The following is a 17,493-nucleotide window of genomic DNA, read 5'->3' as shown; positions in this document are numbered from 1 at the left end:
GGCAGAATAGTTCCTCCATGATACACTTCAAAGAGCGATGGGAAAACCTTTTTCGGAGTCTACTACCCCCGGGAGACCCGGAGACCTGCCCGGCCTTTTCGATCTCCCCGAACCTTCAGCTCGTCATTCCTCCTGCCAGGCATCTTCTCAAGTCGCCGATCAGGGGCAGATCATCAACCAGGAGGGGGTCTCCGGCCAGAGGTGCGTTTCCCGCCGGGGACGCACAGCTCTGGTCAGATCTGCCCTGCCAGGAACCTTTACCACAGCCCGCTACCGCCTTTCCCCCTACCAGGGGTGCGGCCACGGATGTATCTACTGCGATGGCCGTGCCGAGCGGTACCACGTGGAGGGCGATTTCTCCCGGGATATTGTGGTGAAGGAGAATACCCCGGACCTGCTTGCACGGGAACTGCCCCGACTGCGCGAACGGGGAGTGATCTCCATAGGAAGCGGAATTACCGACTGTTACCAGCCTCTGGAAGAGAAACTCCATCTTACCCGGCGATGCGCGGAGCTNTTGGGGTACTACCGGTTCCCCGCCCTGGTGATGACCAAATCATCCCTGATCGAACGGGACATGGACCTCTGGAAGAGGCTGAACGAGGAGGCGGGGTTTCTTTTGCTCCTGACAATCACCACTCTGGACGACGACATAGCAGCGATCATCGAGCCCGGCGCCCCCTCCTCTACCCGGAGGCTCAAGACCCTGGAAAGATTCGCCCGCGCCGGCCTCGCCACCGGAGTTCTTGCCATGCCCCTCCTGCCGGAGATTACAGACTCATCAAAGGCCCTGGAGGGCCTCGCCNGGACCGTGGGGGACACCGGCGCCCGATGTCTCATCCCGGGAGGNCTCACCCTGCGACCGGGNCGACAAAAGGAGTTTTTCCTCTCCCGACTGGCAGAACTCGAAGGGAACGCAGGAACAGCGGCAAGCCCGGAGCTGCCGCAGGAACCAGAGGGACTGACAGAACCAGAGATGAAGCAAAAACCAGAAAGACAGGCAGAACCGGAAAGGCCACCAGAGCCAGGAGGCCCCGGAGAGATCTTCCGGGCCACCCGGGAGGGGACTCCCGACCTGCAATCGATCTATCACAACCTCTACGGAGGAAACGCTCCCTCAGGAGCACTGGCCCACTCCTACGGCAGAGCCCTCTTTCAGCGCTTCCGGGATGCCTCGCGGACACACCGCCTCGCCCCCTTTATCCCCCACAGCCTCTACCGGAATTATGTAAACCGGGCCGACGAAATGTATCTGGTTCTGCACCAGATGCTCTGCTGGTATGAGCAGGAGGGAGTCCCCACGGAGCGTCTGAGCCGGGCAATCGGCTCCTACCGAGACTGGCTCAGCGGAAAGAGACGATCGCCCTCCTTCGACGGGGATCAGGCGATCACCGATGCCCTCCACGAGGGTTCCCTGAACCAGATCCTGCACAATCCCCGGCTCGTCCGGACTCTTCATCGTCTGCTTCTGGAAGGAGAATCCTTTGAACCCTGGCTCTCGTAAAATCTCCAAAAAACGTCTTTATATCTCAAGAAAATCTGTGAAAAGCTTTTCTGCTCGTGTTTGGTGTGATATAGTGAGATTCTATTCCACTCAGGAGGTGAATACATGATACGGCAAAAGAAGAATGCAGCCCGGCTGCTCACCCTGGCCCTGGTGCTGGCCACGACCTTCTCGCTGGTAATGTGCGGAACCGCACCGGAACCCCGGGAACCCGCAAGCGGGTCCTTTACCATTCTGCACACCAACGACATGCACGGTCGCATCGAAGAAGGCCGGTTCGACGGCATGGGCCTGGACCGGCTGGCTGCACTCGTCGAAGCCCAGCGGCAGGAGAAGGGAGCGGTGCTGCTCCTCGATGCGGGAGATACCGTTCACGGCCTTCCCATCACCAGCATCGAGCGCGGAGCGAGCATGGTGGAGGTGATGAACCTCATCGGCTACGACGCCATGGTTGCGGGAAACCACGAGTTTAACTACGGCCAGGAACGCCTCCTGGAGCTGGCTGAGCTGGCCGAGTTCCCCATCCTGGCAGCAAACATCACGGTCGATGCCGACGGGTCATCCTTCCTGCCGGAGTACGTGATCAAGGAAGCGGGAGGAGTAACCGTGGCTATCTTCGGCCTGGCTACACCGGAAACGCTCTGGAAGAGCCATCCAGCCGGACATCGGGGGCTTACCTTCGGTCATCCCATCGAGGCATCGCAGCGGATGGTGGCTCATCTCCAGGGCCGCGCCGACGTGATCGTCGCCCTGGCTCACCTGGGGTTCGAGGGTGACTACGACAGCCGACTCGTGGCCGAGGCCGTACCGGGAATCGATATCATCGTGGACGGCCATTCCCATGACCTCCTCCCCGAGGGATACCGCGTGGGCAACACCCTGATCGTTCAGGCCGAGGAATACAACAAGAACCTGGGCGTGGTCGATATCGTTGTAGAGGATGGTGTCGTGGTGAGCGCCACCGCTTCGCTGATCACCAAGGAAGAAGCCCAGAACGTTGAGCCCCACCCCGGGGTTGTGGCCCTGATCGAGACGATCAAGGAGCGACAGGGGGGACTTCTCGAGCAGGTGGTGGGATCCACCGAGGTGCACCTCGACGGAGAGCGGGGGAGCGTACGCCTCCGGGAAACCGCCTTGGCAAACCTTATGCTGGACTCCATGAGAGATGCTGCAGGTTCGGACCTGGCCTTCAGCAACGGTGGCGGCATCAGAGCGTCGATCCCCACAGGAGAGATCACCCGTGGTCAGGTCATCCAGGTTCTCCCCTTCGGCAACCAGGTGGTCTCGCTGGAACTCACGGGAGAGCAAATCCTAGAGGTCCTGGAGATCGGTGTAGCGGCCTACCCCGAGGCGGCGGGAGCTTTCATGCACTGGTCCGGTCTGACCTTCTCCTATGACCCCTCCCTGCCCGCAGGTGAGCGTGTTGACCCCGCCGGGGTACGCGTGAACGGCGAGGCGCTGGACCTCTCCAAAACCTACAGCGCCGCCACCAACGATTTCCTCCACGCCGGAGGCGACGGGTTGGGCTTGCTGGTCGGGCTCGATTACTCCTCCTTCGGGAGCATGGACGAGGTACTGGCCGAGTACATCGCTGCAAACAGCCCTGTGGCGCCGGAAATCGAAGGACGAATCACCGTAATCGGTGAATAACCCCTCCCCCGGGACACCCTTGGGGTGTCCCGGGACCATCCTCTGCCCGCCATCAGGCCAGGTCTCTCTGCAGGGAGCGCCCCCTCAGGCCTTGTCTGGCATGACCCGTTCCGGTGCATCCNGCTCCGGCCTCTTTTCCTTCGGGGCACCCCCTCCCGACCTGACAGGGATCTGGATCTCCGTGATGAACTCCTCCTCGCGGGATGTACCGTGTATATCGAGACGGTATATCTCCAGAGCACTTCCCCCGACCTCCAGCCCGCGCTCCCCCAGAAACGCCAGGATCCGCTCGAAGCACTCAGGACTCCTGCGGTAGCTCCCCCGATATATCAGGGTCGCATAGGTACCACCGGGAATCACCCCGGCCCGGGGAAACTCCCGGGGATCGACAAGGAAGAACGCCTTCTGATACTGCGTATAGACGCCCCGGCGGAGCCCTTCCTCGGGGACAACCACCCCCATATCATTGTTGGCAAAGAGAAAAAGCGCATCATCGTCCTGCCCCTGAAGCGTACGAAAGGCCAGATCGACCTCCTGGTCGGTAGAGAGGGTGTCTTCAAGAAAGAGCACCGACCTGGGGGGTATCTCCTGCAGCACAACCTGGTCGGGGATCTTCTCGGAGGAAAAATCCCGCAAAACCCGGATTCGCTCGGAAAGACGGTCCCGCAGCGCCACCAGAGGCATAATCTCCCGCTCGATCAGGGCGAGCTCCTCTTTCATAAGTTCAATCGTGGATTCGATGGAGCGCGCCTCGAGATAGCGTTTTATCTGGTCCACGGAGAAGTTCAGTTTCCGAAGATCCTTAATGATATTGAGTCGCCAGATATCATCCAGGGTATAGACCCTGTAGCCGTTCTCCCTCCGCTGCGGATGAACCAGACCCTTTCGCTCGTAGTAGCGTAACGAGTCGGGGCCGATCCGGTAGAGNGCACAGATCTCACCGATGCGGTATTCTTTTTTCACTTTTTGTCCTGCCTTCCTTGACCCTGGTATTGTACCAAGGTTTAGAGTTCCTCTCAAGGTTGCTTTTTGCCGGCAGGACCGGCGAAAGACCACTAATTTCAGGAGTCCCTTTCGGGGCTCCCTTGTAGGAGCACGTCAGATATGCGTAACTTCTTTTCCTCTCTTTCGCCGGTAACCCGGCAGTTTTTGCGGTACCTGGTGCCTTCGGTGAGCGCCATGTGGTTTTTTTCGATTTACACGATGATCGACGGGATCTTTGTGGGGCGCGGTGTAGGCCCGCTGGCCCTGGCGGCGGTAAATACCGCCATGCCCTATATCAACACGGTCTTTGCCGTGTCACTCCTGGCTGCCGTGGGATCATCCACGATGATCACCTTCGCCATGGGCCGGGGGGAATGGGACCGGTGCAATCACTACTTCACTCTGAACGTGGTGATTCTCACCGTCCTGGGCGTGGTCATCACGGGCCTCTCGCTCCTGTTCCTGAAGGAGATAGCCCTCTTTCTGGGAGCAACGCCCGAGACGATGCAGGATGTGAAGGATTATCTCAGGATCATCATCATCTTCAGCACCTTCTTTATGGTGGCCTATTCCCTGGAGGTACTGGTAAAGGCCGACGGGTTCCCCGTGTACTCCACGGTCTTTGTGGTGGTGGCGGCGGTGACGAACATCGTGCTGGACTACCTGCTCGTGATCGTCATCCCGATGGGCGTACGGGGAGCAGCCATAGCAACGGGGATGTCCCAGGCCGTGGCCTGCGCGGGGTGTCTGGTGCACTTTCTCGGAAGAAGATCGAACCTCAAGCTTGTCCGTCCCCGGTGGGACTGGAGAGCATTGCAGAGGATGTTCGTTATCGGATTTCCCGAGGCCCTGACAGAACTCTCGGCGGCCTTCTGTATTTTCTTCTTTAACCTCACCATCGTGAGAACTCTGGGGGCCTACGGGCTCGCCGCTTTCGGCGTCATCATGTACCTGAACAATCTGGTTCTCATGACGATGATCGGGATCAACCAGGGGATGCAGCCCCTGATAAGCTATTACAACGGCCGGGAGGAACCCTGGAACTTTCGCAGGATTCTTTCCCTGGGAAACCGCACAGCNCTGGTTTTCGCCCTGGCTTTCCTGGCGATGGCTCAGGGTGCGCCGAATTTTCTGGTATCGCTCTTTCTGGATCCCCGGAACAGCGAGGTCTTTACGCTCTCCCTGAGGGGGCTCAGAATCTTCAGTCTGGGCTTCCTGCTGTGCGGGTTCAACGTGATCCTGGCGGGGTACTTCACGGCGCTCAAGGAGACCCTGCGGGCCACAGTCATCTGTTTGCTCCGGGGATATCTGCTGATCGCCCTGGTACTGCTGGTCCTCCCCTCTTTTCTGGGTGAGAGAGGAATCTGGCTGGCCCCTGTGGTCTACGAAGCCCTGACCCTGGGGATAGCCCTGGTACTGCTGGTGCGCTATCACGCCGCAGGAACTACAACCCCTGCCAGGCTTGCTCCAGAAGGCACTCCAGCTCTTGAACATTAACGGGGCGGGGGTTTGTGCCGGTACACACGTCCTCCAGCGCCTTGACCGCCATCGAAGGGAGGGCCTGCCGAAAGGCATCTTCCTGGATACCCAGGGCGCCAAAGGAGGGCGGGATCTCCAGGGCCTGGTTGAATCGCTGAACCAGCGTCACCAGCGCCCGGAGCCGTTCCCGGCGGGTGGGCAGATCGAGCCGGAAGATCTTCGTCAGGCGGTCGTATTTCTGCCCGAACTCCTCCTCCCGTCCATCGAGAGCCCCCGAATTGAAGGCGATCACCAGGGGAAGCAGGATCGCGTTGGTTCGACCGTGGCTGATCTTGAAGCGCCCCCCCACAGCGTGGGCCAGACTATGGTTGATCCCGAGCCCGGCGTTGGTAAAGGCGATGCCCGCCAGACAGGAGGCCTCGTGCATGAACTGCCGGGCCTCACGGCACTGACCGTCCCGAAAAGCCTGCTGGAGATTATGGAAGGAGATCTCCAGGGCCTGCTGGGCCAGGATGTCGCTGAAGGTACTGGCTGCGGTGGACACGTAGGCCTCAAAGGCGTGGGTTATCACATCGACCCCGGTATCGGCCGTGACGGCGGGAGGAACGCTCATGGTAAAACGGGCGTCCAGGATCGCCACATCGGGCACCATCAGGGGGTCTGTCAGGGCAATTTTGGTCTGCTTTCCCGTGTCGGTGACAACGGAAAAGGAGGTTACCTCCGAACCTGTGCCGCTTGTTGTGGGGATCGCCACAAAATGGGGCTTGAAGATCTCCGTTTTATGAAGGAGCCGCTCCTTGGTTTTGATGCAGAAGTACATGATCGCCTTGGCTGCATCGATCACCGAACCGCCACCCACGGCGATCACCGCATCGGGTTTGGTCTCGATGATGTGGGTGAGACCCGTCTGGACCGTCTCGAGACTCGGGTCGGCCTCGACCGAATCGAAAACCCGGTACGCCACGCCCTCGCTATCCAGAAGAGTTGTAACCATCGCCGTGATTCCCAGGGCTACCATGGTTGTATCGGTAACGACGCAGACCTTATCTGCTTTCAGATCCCGGAGGTAGTCCAGGCTCTCCGGCCCCGACAGAATTTTTGTTCCCAAGGTAAAGGTTGTCATTACTCCCTCCCGGCGAAGTTACACGCGGCGTTTCCCGAAATATTCCGTACCTCAGCATATACCAGATCAGAAAAATAGCAAGCCTCCCGGAAAAAAGACAGATCCCCCTCCCTTTGGGCCAGGAGCGATCGGCGAGATCGACAGGCAGAACCGGCCGGACGCGGGGTGATCTGGAGCACGCTGATGGGAAGAGGAAAAAGTGCTATTCTTGGACGATATGATAAGGGAAGATATCAATCGATTTCTGGAAAGGGACCCCCTCCAGGCTCTGCCAGTCCGGGGCTTTTTCGCCACCAGGCCCGTCCAGCACGTGATGCACCGGGGAAACTCCCTGATCCTCTGCGGCCAGAGCGACCATCTCTGGGCATACCTCTTCTCTGCGACCGAGCCCGGAGCGCCCCCCCCACGCTCCCCCACAGGAGTCTCTGCCAGCCCGAAGGCGCCCGGACCGGGGGAATCGCCACCGGCGGGAGATCATGAAATGAAAGAACTCCTCCGGGAATGCCGGGAGATAACACCCTTTTTCGCCAACGTTCAACCCTGGATGGCCCATATCCTGGCCTCTTTGGGTGATGTTGAGTGGACCATGGATACCCGACGGCTCTATTATCCTCTCTCATCCTCCCCCTCCTCCCCATTCTCGCGGCAAATCATCCCTGGAGAAGAGCCCCTTCCCCCGATCGATCCCGACCGGGCCCGATTTATCCAGGACAATTCCGATTACCGCGAGTACACCTCATCCGAATATATCCGGGAGCGTCTGCTGGGCGATATTTCTTCGGGGATAACCCTGCAGGGAACGCTCGTCGCCTGGGGGCTCACCCACGACGACCGGTCTCTCGGGTTTCTCCACGTCCTCCCCGCGTGGCGCCGCCAGGGTCTGGCCGAACGGGTCCTGGGAGATCTGGTCCGTAAACGCCAGGCCCGGGGAGAGATCCCCTTCCTGAACGTGGAACCCCGGAACCAGCCATCGATGAGACTGGTGGAGAGAACGGGTTTTCTCCCCGACCGTCCTGTTTCATGGATAAAGATGAAATTTCATGGATCCCCATGAGGGCTGCTCCGGAAAGGATCTGCGCCGGGCCGGGACTTCGCCGGAACACCCCCAGAGTCGGCCGGGACCGTCCCGTCAGATCGAGATCGGCGGAATCAGGCCCGGTGGTGGAACAAGACCGGCCTCTTCCAGAGAGGCCATCTCTCTCATGATCGCAGCAGCACTCTCTATCACCGGCATTGCCAGGGCCGCGCCCGACCCCTCGCCAAGGCGCAGGGAGAGATCGAGAAGGGGCTTCACCCCCAGAAACTCGCAGGCCGCCCGATGGCCCCGCTCCACCGAGGCGTGGGAGACAACCATATAGTCCCTGACCGCCGGTTCGATCATGACCGCGATCACCCCGGCAGCGGTCGAGATGAGACCATCCAGAACCACCATGGCCCGTGCCGAGGCTGCAGCGAGGAGCGCTCCAGCGATCCCCCCGATCTCGAAGCCCCCCACAGAACGGAGGATAGCGAGTCCATCGAGGCGCTCCCCCGGAGGCGCGCCGTGGAGGGCTATCATCTTTTCCAGAACCTCGATCTTGCGCCGCAATCCCTGATCGTCCAGACCTGTCCCCCGCCCGGCTACCTCCGAAGCGGTTTTTCCCGTGGCCAGGGCGATGATCGCCGAGGCTGCCGTGGTATTGCCGATCCCCATCTCACCGAAACCTGCCAGGTCCACGGGCCCGCCACGCTCCACCACCTCCTGAAAGGCCTCTCTCCCCCGCCTGAGCGATTCCAGGGCCTCCCGGGGTGTCATGGCCTCCTGAAGCGCGCTGTTTCTGGTGCCAGGGCCGATGCGCTTGTTCACGATCTGCCCCTGAGGGGTCACGGCACCCCTCACGCCCATATCGACGACGGTCAGATCCAGCCCGTGAAGGCGGGAGAGTACGTTGATAGCGGCTCCACCCCGGGCGAAGGTATCCACCATCCGGGCGGTCACCTCGGGAGGATAGGCCGAGACACCCTCCTCGGCCACGCCGTGATCGGCAGCGAAGATCACCATGGCCTTTCGCTCGATCCGGGGAGCCAGGGTCTTTTGCACCGCACAGAGCTGAACCGCCAGATCCTCCAGCGCACCCAGGGAGCCCAGGGGCTTTGCCTTCAGATCCATGCGGTGCCGGGCCGCGCTCCCGGCGGTTTCCGGTATGGGCTCGATCGCACACCCCGGCAAAAGGATATCCAGGATTTCCCCCGAGCCCGTGGCAGAATCAGCCACAGCGAGCGGTTCCCGGGAAGCAGCCACACAGGAAGCCGTCCCGGAGGAATCACCGGAATCCGCCGAGAAAGCCTTCTTCCGGGGGTCGATGATGTATTTCAGTCTTTTTCCCTGATAGACCTCCCGGGCACGTCCGGGGAAAGCATCGAGCGATATAATTCCCTCTACCAGGNAAGAAAAAAACACCTCCTCCCGGGAAATGAAATCCACAGCCCGCTCCATATCCCGAGGGTGCAGACCATAGGTGCCGGCCAGGGTGAGTTCCTTGTAGTGAATGCTGTTGAGAAGATTCGTGGAGACGGTCTCGTTCTTTGTGATACCGCTGAAATGGAGAAGAACCCCGCCCTTGGCGAGCCTGGCGATCCCNGAGCAGAAGGCCTGATAATCGGAACAGGCGCAGAATACCGCCCCGTACCCGCTATTGTGCAGTTCTTTTCGCACCGGTACAGCGGGAAACCTGCGGGCAAGAAGATCAATTTTTTCCTGGCTCCGCTCCAGAATTACCGCAGGAATGCCCCGGTCCCTGGCCAGATACCAGGCCATGAGGCCCAGCGTTCCCCCTCCGTAGATCAAAAGACTTCGTGTAGCTGCCTCCAGATTATCGAAGGCGTGAAAAACACATCCCAGTGGTTCGGCAAAGGTATAAAGTTCGGGATGATCCGTGGGGGGGACGGGAATCATCACGAAGGATGAACCCCGGGGCGNGGCCANAGCGGTGGCAAAAGCCCCGTCGAAGTGAAAGCCCATGATGCGGATCGTGCTGCACCGATGTTCCCTCCCGTCCCGGCAGTCCCGGCAGACTCCGCAGGCGATCCCCGGCCAGAGCACGAAGCGCTGACCCTCTTGCCTGTCCCGGACCACCGCCTCGTGACCGGGAACGCGGGGAAGGTGAAGATCCCGTTGCCCCTCAAGATAGAGCTTTCCGTCGGTACGGCAGACCCCGCAGTACTCCACCTCCAGCCTGCCCCGGGGCGACTCCTCCAGCCCCGCCTGACCAAGCCCCTGCAGAACGAGTTTCATGACGCGCCTTCCCCGGGGATACCCGCCATGGCGCGAATTCCCAGGAGTCTGTCCCGGCCCTGGCGAGGGTCCCTGTTCTGGGCCGCGACCCAGGCCTCGAGGCGGTCAAAGGCGGCTCCCGACTCGACCGAATCCCGGGCGAGGGCAACACCTGCGGGAAGATCATCGACCTTCCCGGCTGTGCGCAGCAAACAAGCGGCGTTGAGCAGGACCGCATCGACCCTGGCCGGAGCATCCAGCCCGCGAAGGGTTCTGACAAAACGCACCGCCTCCAGGGAGATATCATCGGCGGCAGCNAGTTCCCGGGGATCGTGCACGGCGAGCCCCGCATCGCCGGGACGGAAGGATGAGGTGTGCAAGCTCCCTCNCTCATCGAAGGCGGCGCATTGCGTTGTACCGCACACCGAAGCCTCATCCATACCCCGCGATGAGTTATCGATACCCCCGTAGAAGACCAGACCCCGCCGATAGCCGATGCGCCGCATAAGTTCCGCCACGGGTACCACCATCTCCGGGGCGTAGACACCACGAACCCCCCGCGTGGGGAGCAGGGGGTTACAAAGGGAGGCCGCAATATTCAGGCAGGACCCGAAGGATATCTGCGAGAGGATCCTTCCCAGCGCTCGCGGGTGGACGGCAGGGCTCATGCCGTTGAAGAGCCCGATCCCCGCTGTGGTAATGCTGCGAAGGACCATGGGCGGGGGGGCATCGGGATCGACCCCCAGGGCCTCGGCTATATCAACCGTTCCGCACCGGGAGGTGATAGATCTGGCACCGTGGCGTGCCAGGGGAACACCGCAGGCCGCCGCTACCAGCGATGCCGCCGTGCTGATATTGAAGGTTTTGAAGGAATCCATCCCCGTCCCGCAGTTTTCCACGATCTCTCCGGCGGGAAAAGCGTGACGGAACTCGGGAGATTCCTCTTCCAGGGGTTTTACCGTGTCCAGCTCGTAGATAGCTTCCCAGGCTGCGGCCAGCTCCTCCACGGTTTCTCCCCTGGTTGCCAGGGCNCCNAGAAAGGCCCCCTGGTTCATCTCGCTCACGCGGGAACAGAGAATATCCCGAAAAGCCTCCCGGGCGGCCCCGAAATCCAGGGCCTCTCCGGCGATGATACGGGACAGGATAAAGCCGAAGGATCTGTCCCGTTCCCGGGGCGGCGCCTCCCCGGGGAGCACATCCTGACCGGGAGGAGCCCCTGCTCCCCCCCGTGGTGCCCTGTCGCTCTGCAGGGTATCTGCCTGCGCGTTGTCCGGCTCGATCAGCTCCATGGTTTCCCCCTGGCCCGATACTCTAGCGGATAACCCCGGGGAGGGCCAGAACAGGGAGAGATTGTTTCCCCCCGAAATGGGTGATAGTCTTCCCCTATGAAACAGACCGGCACCATTCTGGCGCTTCTTCTCGGACTCACTCTGAGCGTTCTCCCCATCGCTTCGGCAGCACCGGGGGCTCCTCTTTACAACTCATCCTGGGGTGGGCCTGCCCTCCAGGACGAGCTCTTTGCACCTCTGGTAAATCCCGCCGCCCTGGCAAGGGGGAGCGCCAGCGGGTTCGGCTTTATTCTGCCCCTGGGAGACGATCACGCCCCGGGACAGAAAGACTTTGGCGAGCGCTACCAGCTCCTCCTGAACGCCTCTTTCGGGGGATACGCCCTGGAACACCGCGATTCTTCCTTTACCCACCTGATTTCGGGAGCGCTCCCTCTGGGCCCCTCCCTCTCCCTGGGGTATTCCTGGTCCTGGGANGAGACCTCTTTCACCGACGGCCATTACCAGGCGGGCGTCCTCCTTCGCCCGGGGGAGGCGATCTCCCTGGGGGTTGTGTACCGGGACCTGCCCCAGGACTCGCTCCTGGAGGCCGGGCTGGGAGTCCGCCCCCTGTGGTTCAGCGATCGCTGGGGAACGCGCCTGACACTGGACGGGAATATCCGGTGGATACCCGACGAGGAGGACCTCGACTTCTCCACAGCCTCGGTCACGGTGGAGGTTCTCGATGGAGTGCGTCTTTCGGCAGGGTACGATCACCAGGAAGAGGTTTTCTCTCTGGGAGCGCGGGTCAACCTCCGCCGAAGCGAGGCCGGCCTGGCGGCCACACTGGAAGATCCCGGCGACCATATCCCGGAGANCGTTTCCTACGGCTTTCTTCGTGCAACACGGCGGCGAACCGTCCTGGAACAACCCCGTTCAGAGGTGATTGAATACGATCGCACAGGCCGTGTTACCTCTCACCCCCGGGTTCACCGCTTCTCCGAACCTCACCTGCCCCTGGGAACGATCGTGGCCGATCTGGAACGATTCAGGGACGACCCCTCGGTGGGAGCAATCCTGGTGAACGGAACCTATCTCCAGGCACCCCTNGCCTATGTGAGCGAACTTCTGGAGGCCTTCAACGAGGTACGGCTCCAGGGCAAGCGGGTCTTTTTCTATTTCGACTGGGCCGATCCTGTGGCCTACCTTCTGGCTGCGGCTGTGTCGGACCAGATCTTTTTTCATCCCACGGCGGTGCTGGATCTGCGCGGCTTTTCCTACAGCGGCCTTTACCTGGGCCAGTTTCTGCACAATTACGGTGTCGATGTTCACAACTACCGCAGCCACGACTACAAAACCGCCGGAGACAGCCTCAGCGAACCCTCCATGACCGAGGCCGAGCGGGAGGGCTGGGAAGTTCTTCTGGAAGACCTGGCTGACATGTACAACGAAGTGCTCGCCGTGGCACGGGAGTCTCACCTTCCCGATGAGGCCGATCGGATCGTTGCAGCCGGTCCCTACCTCACCGCCAAGGGAGCCCTCGATGCGGGCCTGATCGATGCGATCCTCTATCCCGATCAGTTACAGGAGACGATCTTTCAGATCCTGCCGCAGGCAGGGCACTGGCGGGCACCCGATCGAACCCGTCGGGCTAGGCTTGCCTGGGGATCGGACCGGGGTGGCCTGGTCCAGGTTATCCACGGAACGGGTCCCATCATTCCCGGTGAAGCTATCGCGGGTGAGTCGATCGGGGGGGACTCCTTCTCCAGGGCGATTCGCGAGGCCCGGGAAAATCCCTTTGTCCAGGGTATCATCCTCCGTATCGAGACGGGAGGAGGGGCGATCACCGCCTCCGANCAGATCGCCCGGGAGGTAGCGCTGACTCGGGACGCAGGAAAACCCGTGGTAGTTTCCATGGGGGGCGTCGCCGCCTCGGGAGGGTATTATATCTCCGCACCGGCGTCGCATATTGTGGCAAACCCCGCCACCATCACCGGTTCCATCGGTGTCGTGGCGATACAAGCCGATATGGAGCGCCTTCTGGAACGCTTCGCCATTGGCACCGACACGGTGCGGACCGCACCCAGGGCCGATTTCGGTTCTATCCTGCGAGCGCCCTCACCGGAGGAGAAGGATCTCTGGCGGGCCTATATCGACGATGGCTACCAGCGGTTTCTCGATGTCGTGGCGGAGAACCGCGCCCTCTCGCGCGAGGAGGTTCACCAGGTCGCCCAGGGGAAAGTCTGGACGGGGCGGCAGGCCCTCGAGAGAGGNCTTGTGGATTCCCTGGGAGGTCTCTCCCGGGCAGAGGAGATCATGGCCGGGCTTCTGGACNAATCGCTCCCNCTCCGAACGGTTCATACCGTTCCGGGAGNAACCAGGTTCGACCTTAACCGGGCGCTGGGGGCCGGGGGCTGGGCCCGGTTTGCCGGGCTGCCTCGAAACGTCCTCGCAGGATCCGGTCTGGCCGGNCCCGCTTCGGNCCGTCTTGGGCCGGGACGCCCCCTCTCGCAGGAGCTTTCCAGGGCGCTGGCGGAGCTGCATCTGCTNGCTACCCTGGAGGGGTCACCTCTGTACCTCATGCCCTACGGTGTGCCGGGGGTCACCGCGCCACGCTAGNCNNNGCACGCCCCGGTGCNCGCCGGCGGCAAACCGGCCCGGGCATCACGAAATCCTGAACTGCCCCACCAGGCCGCGAAGTTGCTCGGCCTGGGCGTTGAGCTCTTCCGACGTGGCGGCGCTTTCCTCGGCCGTGGCGGCGTTCTTCTGAACCACCTGGTCCAAATCCCGAATCGTTCTGGCGATTTGCGACGCGGCGCCCTCCTGGTCGTCCGAGGCCTTGCTGATGCCCTGCACCAGCTCGGCCGTACGCAGGATATCAGGAAGCATCTGATCGAGCATCACCCCCGCTCTCTCGGCGACGTCCACCGATACCNTGGCAAGATCGGTAATCTCCCCCGCTGCGTTCTGGCTNCGCTCTGCCAGCTTCCGGACTTCCGAGGCAACCACAGCGAAGCCCTTGCCCATCTCGCCTGCCCGGGCNGCTTCGATAGCGGCGTTCAGGGCAAGCAGGTTGGTCTGGCGGGCAAGTTCCTGGATAATCATGATTTTCTCGGCGATACTCCGCATGGCCACCACGGTCTCCCGCACCGTTGCCGCGCCCTCTCTGGCACGATCAGCGGAACTGATTGCAATCTCCTCGGTTTGCCTGGCACCTTCGGCGCTCTGCCTGATATTTGAGGTTATCTCCGCGATGGACGCAGAGACCTCCTCTACTGAGGCAGCCTGCTCGGTTGCTCCCCGGGAGGTCTGCTCCGCAGCAGCGCTCATCTGCGTGCTCGCCGAGGCGATCCCCTCGGCGTTGGTAAAGACAGTACCGATAATCGCCTGCAGTTTCTCCACAAAGAGATTGAAATGACGCGCCATCTCCCCGGTCTCGTCACCACTCACCGCAGGGAGCCTCCTGGTCAGATCCCCTTCACCCGAGGAGATATCCTTGAGAATCTCCACGGTCCNACGGATCGGCCGAACGATACCGTGAGCGAGGAGGAGCCAGACGAAGGTCACTCCCACCAGCGAACACACCAGAACCATCACCATCAGGGNCCGACTCCTGGCGTTGGCTTCCCGAATCGCCTGGACGCTGCTCAGAAACTCATCGTCCCAGGTACCGGCCCCGATGATCCACTGCCAGGGTTCAAAGAACCCGAGGCTCACCGTTTTCTGCCGGGGCTGGGGATCCCCCGGATTCTGCCAGGGATAGCNGGCCTGAGCGAACTCGCCCTCCCCCAAAGACAGGGCGTTCTGCACCATATCCTGGATGAAGAAGTTCCCCTCGGCATCCCTGGCCTCCCAGAGNTTCTCTCCGTCACGCTCGCCCTTATGGGAAATAACGTAGGTACCCCGGGGATCAAGAACAAAGNCATAACCCGTCTCCCCCACGGTGATATCCATGATCTCCCTTCGCAGGCTGGTGGCGCTCTCTTCGGGAACCCCCACGTACAGCATGCCAACTACCTCTCCCTGATCATCCAGAATCGGTTCGTAGGCCGTCACGTACCAGCGGTTAACCACAAAGGCCCGCCCNGTGTAGGGTTTGCCGGCCAGAACTGCAGCCAANACAGGGTTCGGCACCCCCTCGGGACCGATCGCGGGAATGTACGTTCCGATGGCCCTTCGNTTCTCCAGAGTTTCCACATTGGTAGCGACGCGCAGCATGTCGCCCTGTTCATTCATTCTCTGAAAGATGGTGCAGGTACCTCCAACGAGTTCGCGAACCCGGTCGACCAGGGGAGACGGCCTGGCAGGATCATCATTCTGGCCGAGCCAGATATCGCCGACCATCATCCTGGGAAGTTCCTGCCTGGCCATCCTTTGGGTACCCTGGTTGATCGCCTGCCATTCTACGGTTTCCTCCGAAAAAGAAACCTGTCCCGTCTGGGTCAACAGGTCACGGGCCACGTTCAGATCGTAGGAGACCTTCTCTTCCAGGACCTCCTGCTGACTGGCGAGCATGGCTACAATGCCCGAGACGACCCGTTCCTGTCCCTCCAGGGCCAGCCGAAACGTTTCCGCCCGAGCGATCTCTTCGGTCCCGGCGGCCTGCCAGAGAGCAACGCCCCCTATACAGAGAGCCACCAGAATCGTTGTTACGACACCAGAAAGAAGAAGCTTTCTGCCAATCCCCAGGGTTCTCCGGATTATCATGTTCCTGCCCTCCCGATTGACCCGAGTCTCGCCCCCTCTCGGGAACCACGGTTCAGGCCGCTTCTCGTGTCACCCTATACATCTTTCCTCATAGTCTCGGCGAATTACTCCAATAGTGCAAGGCGGTTTAATTTCATCCCCAGCTGGACCGCCATGAAGTCCCCGCTCCCCTGCAGAAAGGGTGTTCTTTGCAGAGCATCCCCCCGTGGCGAGGGTGCGGACTACTCCCGGGGCACCAGTCCNCCTCCGTGGCACCGCCCGTGGAAAAAGGAGAGCCCCCCCTGGGAGGTTTCGCGGTATCGTTCGTTCATGTCCCGACCGGTCTGGGCCATGGTCTGCACCACCTCGTCGAAGGTGATCCGGTGACGGCCGTCCGAGAGGAGCACGTAGGATGCACAATCCAGAGCCCGAACTGAGGCGATGGCGTTCCGCTCTATACAGGGAATCTGGACAAGGCCCGCCACGGGATCGCAGGTCAAACCCAGATGGTGTTCCATGCCCATCTCGGCGGCGTATTCAATCTGGTGGGGCGTGCCTCCCAGCAGTTGCGCCGCCGCCCCCGCTGCCATGGCGCAGGCCGTACCAACCTCACCCTGGCAGCCCACCTCGGCCCCCGAGATAGAGGCGTTGCGCTTTACGATGTTGCCGATGAGCCCCGCCGTAGCCAGGGCGTTCAGGATGCGCTCATCGCTCAGACGGTTCTGCTTTTTCAGATAATAGAGGACCGCCGGGAGGACACCGGCGGATCCGCAGGTAGGAGCGGTGACGATCCGGCTGCAGGCAGCGTTTTCCTCGGAAACAGCCAGGGCGAAGGCGAAGAGCTGTCCCGTGACGTTCAGATAGCCCCTGGCGCTCCGGGCCCTGGCGTAGTAGGCTGCCGCCTTGCGGGGAAGCCGNAGCCCTCCCGGGAGGGGGCCCTCTGTCTCCAACCCGCGACGGAGCGCCTCCTGCATCACCTGCCAGACCTGTGCCAGATGGCCCCGGATTTCCCTTCCCTCGTAGCGGTCAACGTATTCCCACAGCTGGGCCCCCTCCCGGTCNGCCGTGGTGAGGACTTCTTCCATGGAGGTAAAGGGATAGACCGGGACAGCCCGATTCGCCTCACCCACGTTCCGGGGATCTTCTGAAACAGCCCCCCCGCCGATGCTGAAGACGGTCTGTGTCCGCAGAGACTCGCCTTGAGGAGAGAGCGCCTCCAGAGTCATTCCGTTGGGATGCTCCGNCAAAACAACCTGGGGCTTCCAGATGATCTCCGTGCGATCCTCTCCCAGAACATCGAGAATCGCCTTGTCTGTCATATGTCCCCTGCCCGTAGCGGCCAGGCTCCCGTAGAGCGTCACCCGATAGGTTTCAGCAGGAGCGGCATCACGAGAAAAGGCCTCTGCTGCTGATCGGGGACCCATGGTGTGACTGCTGGACGGTCCGTAACCGATCCGGTATAATTCCCGTAGTGACTGCATCCTGTTCCCTTTCTGAAGGAGATTTCCTCAAGCCCGCAGGCCGGGGTCCTTCCCTGATCGGATTATAG

General features: G+C 61.4%; 11 protein-coding genes. 5 read left to right on the top strand and 6 right to left on the bottom strand.

Annotation, left to right across the window (positions count from 1 at the left end):
* The first annotated feature begins 37 nt into the window (after positions 1-37).
* Together B071_RS18025 and B071_RS0100230 are read left to right on the top strand one after the other, a co-directional pair.
* A complete protein-coding gene (locus B071_RS18025; protein ID WP_018525091.1) occupies positions 38-1,504 on the top strand; it encodes an SPL family radical SAM protein in 1,467 nt (488 codons plus the stop codon).
* Between the two features lie 105 nt (positions 1,505-1,609).
* Positions 1,610-3,154 (top strand): bifunctional metallophosphatase/5'-nucleotidase, encoded by a 1,545-nt coding sequence (locus B071_RS0100230; RefSeq protein ID WP_018525090.1) that lies wholly within the window; start codon positions 1,610-1,612, stop codon positions 3,152-3,154.
* 84 nt (positions 3,155-3,238) lie between these two features.
* On the opposite strand, the gene B071_RS0100225 is transcribed toward B071_RS0100230, so the two are convergent.
* Positions 3,239-4,117: a MerR family transcriptional regulator gene (locus B071_RS0100225; RefSeq protein WP_018525089.1), complete on the bottom strand. Its 879-nt coding sequence runs from the start codon at positions 4,115-4,117 to the stop codon at positions 3,239-3,241.
* A gap of 141 nt (positions 4,118-4,258) precedes the next feature.
* Between B071_RS0100225 and B071_RS14965 the strand changes: the two genes are divergently transcribed.
* Positions 4,259-5,635, top strand: coding sequence for an MATE family efflux transporter (locus B071_RS14965; RefSeq protein WP_018525088.1), 1,377 nt, complete (start codon positions 4,259-4,261; stop codon positions 5,633-5,635).
* Here B071_RS14965 and B071_RS0100215 read toward each other — a convergent pair.
* Positions 5,583-6,740 (bottom strand): 1-propanol dehydrogenase PduQ, encoded by a 1,158-nt coding sequence (locus tag B071_RS0100215; RefSeq protein ID WP_018525087.1) that lies wholly within the window; start codon positions 6,738-6,740, stop codon positions 5,583-5,585. The genes B071_RS14965 and B071_RS0100215 overlap by 53 nt on opposite strands.
* Before the next feature lie 481 nt (positions 6,741-7,221).
* Between B071_RS0100215 and B071_RS0100210 the strand changes: the two genes are divergently transcribed.
* Entirely contained in the window at positions 7,222-7,794 is a 573-nt protein-coding gene (locus B071_RS0100210) for a GNAT family N-acetyltransferase (protein WP_157702952.1), read from the top strand.
* Between the two features lie 75 nt (positions 7,795-7,869).
* Here the strand turns inward: B071_RS0100210 and cobT are convergent, their stop codons facing one another.
* The gene (gene cobT, locus B071_RS18020) at positions 7,870-10,014 is read right to left on the bottom strand and encodes a nicotinate-nucleotide--dimethylbenzimidazole phosphoribosyltransferase (protein ID WP_018525085.1); all 2,145 of its coding nucleotides are present in this window, start codon (positions 10,012-10,014) and stop codon (positions 7,870-7,872) included.
* The gene (gene trpD, locus B071_RS0100200; RefSeq protein ID WP_018525084.1) at positions 10,011-11,282 is read right to left on the bottom strand and encodes an anthranilate phosphoribosyltransferase; all 1,272 of its coding nucleotides are present in this window, start codon (positions 11,280-11,282) and stop codon (positions 10,011-10,013) included. The genes cobT and trpD overlap by 4 nt, the downstream gene beginning before the upstream one ends.
* A 96-nt stretch (positions 11,283-11,378) precedes the next feature.
* Here trpD and sppA point away from each other — a divergent pair, with 96 nt between their 5' ends.
* A complete protein-coding gene (gene sppA / locus B071_RS0100195) occupies positions 11,379-13,877 on the top strand; it encodes a signal peptide peptidase SppA (protein ID WP_018525083.1) in 2,499 nt (832 codons plus the stop codon).
* A gap of 45 nt (positions 13,878-13,922) precedes the next feature.
* Here the strand turns inward: sppA and B071_RS14955 are convergent, their stop codons facing one another.
* Both B071_RS14955 and B071_RS0100185 read right to left on the bottom strand, forming a co-directional pair.
* On the bottom strand, positions 13,923-15,965 hold the full coding sequence (locus tag B071_RS14955; protein WP_018525082.1) for a methyl-accepting chemotaxis protein: 2,043 nt from the start codon (positions 15,963-15,965) through the stop codon (positions 13,923-13,925).
* Between the two features lie 221 nt (positions 15,966-16,186).
* On the bottom strand, positions 16,187-17,425 hold the full coding sequence (locus B071_RS0100185; protein WP_026244855.1) for an L-serine ammonia-lyase: 1,239 nt from the start codon (positions 17,423-17,425) through the stop codon (positions 16,187-16,189).
* Positions 17,426-17,493: the final 68 nt, after the last annotated feature.

This window comes from Alkalispirochaeta alkalica DSM 8900, from assembly GCF_000373545.1.
Taxonomy (GTDB): domain Bacteria; phylum Spirochaetota; class Spirochaetia; order DSM-27196; family Alkalispirochaetaceae; genus Alkalispirochaeta; species Alkalispirochaeta alkalica.
The sequence above is the reverse complement of the archived record's forward strand: the minus strand, read 5'-3'. Positions and strand labels throughout refer to the sequence as shown.

Excerpts from the sequence above, each read along its gene's own strand:
- B071_RS0100230 (WP_018525090.1), top strand. The coding sequence starts at position 1,610 with ATGATACGGCAAAAGAAGAATGCAGCCCGGCTGCTCACCCTGGCCCTG.
- B071_RS0100215 (WP_018525087.1), bottom strand. The coding sequence starts at position 6,740 with ATGACAACCTTTACCTTGGGAACAAAAATTCTGTCGGGGCCGGAGAGC.
- B071_RS0100210 (WP_157702952.1), top strand. The coding sequence starts at position 7,222 with ATGAAAGAACTCCTCCGGGAATGCCGGGAGATAACACCCTTTTTCGCC.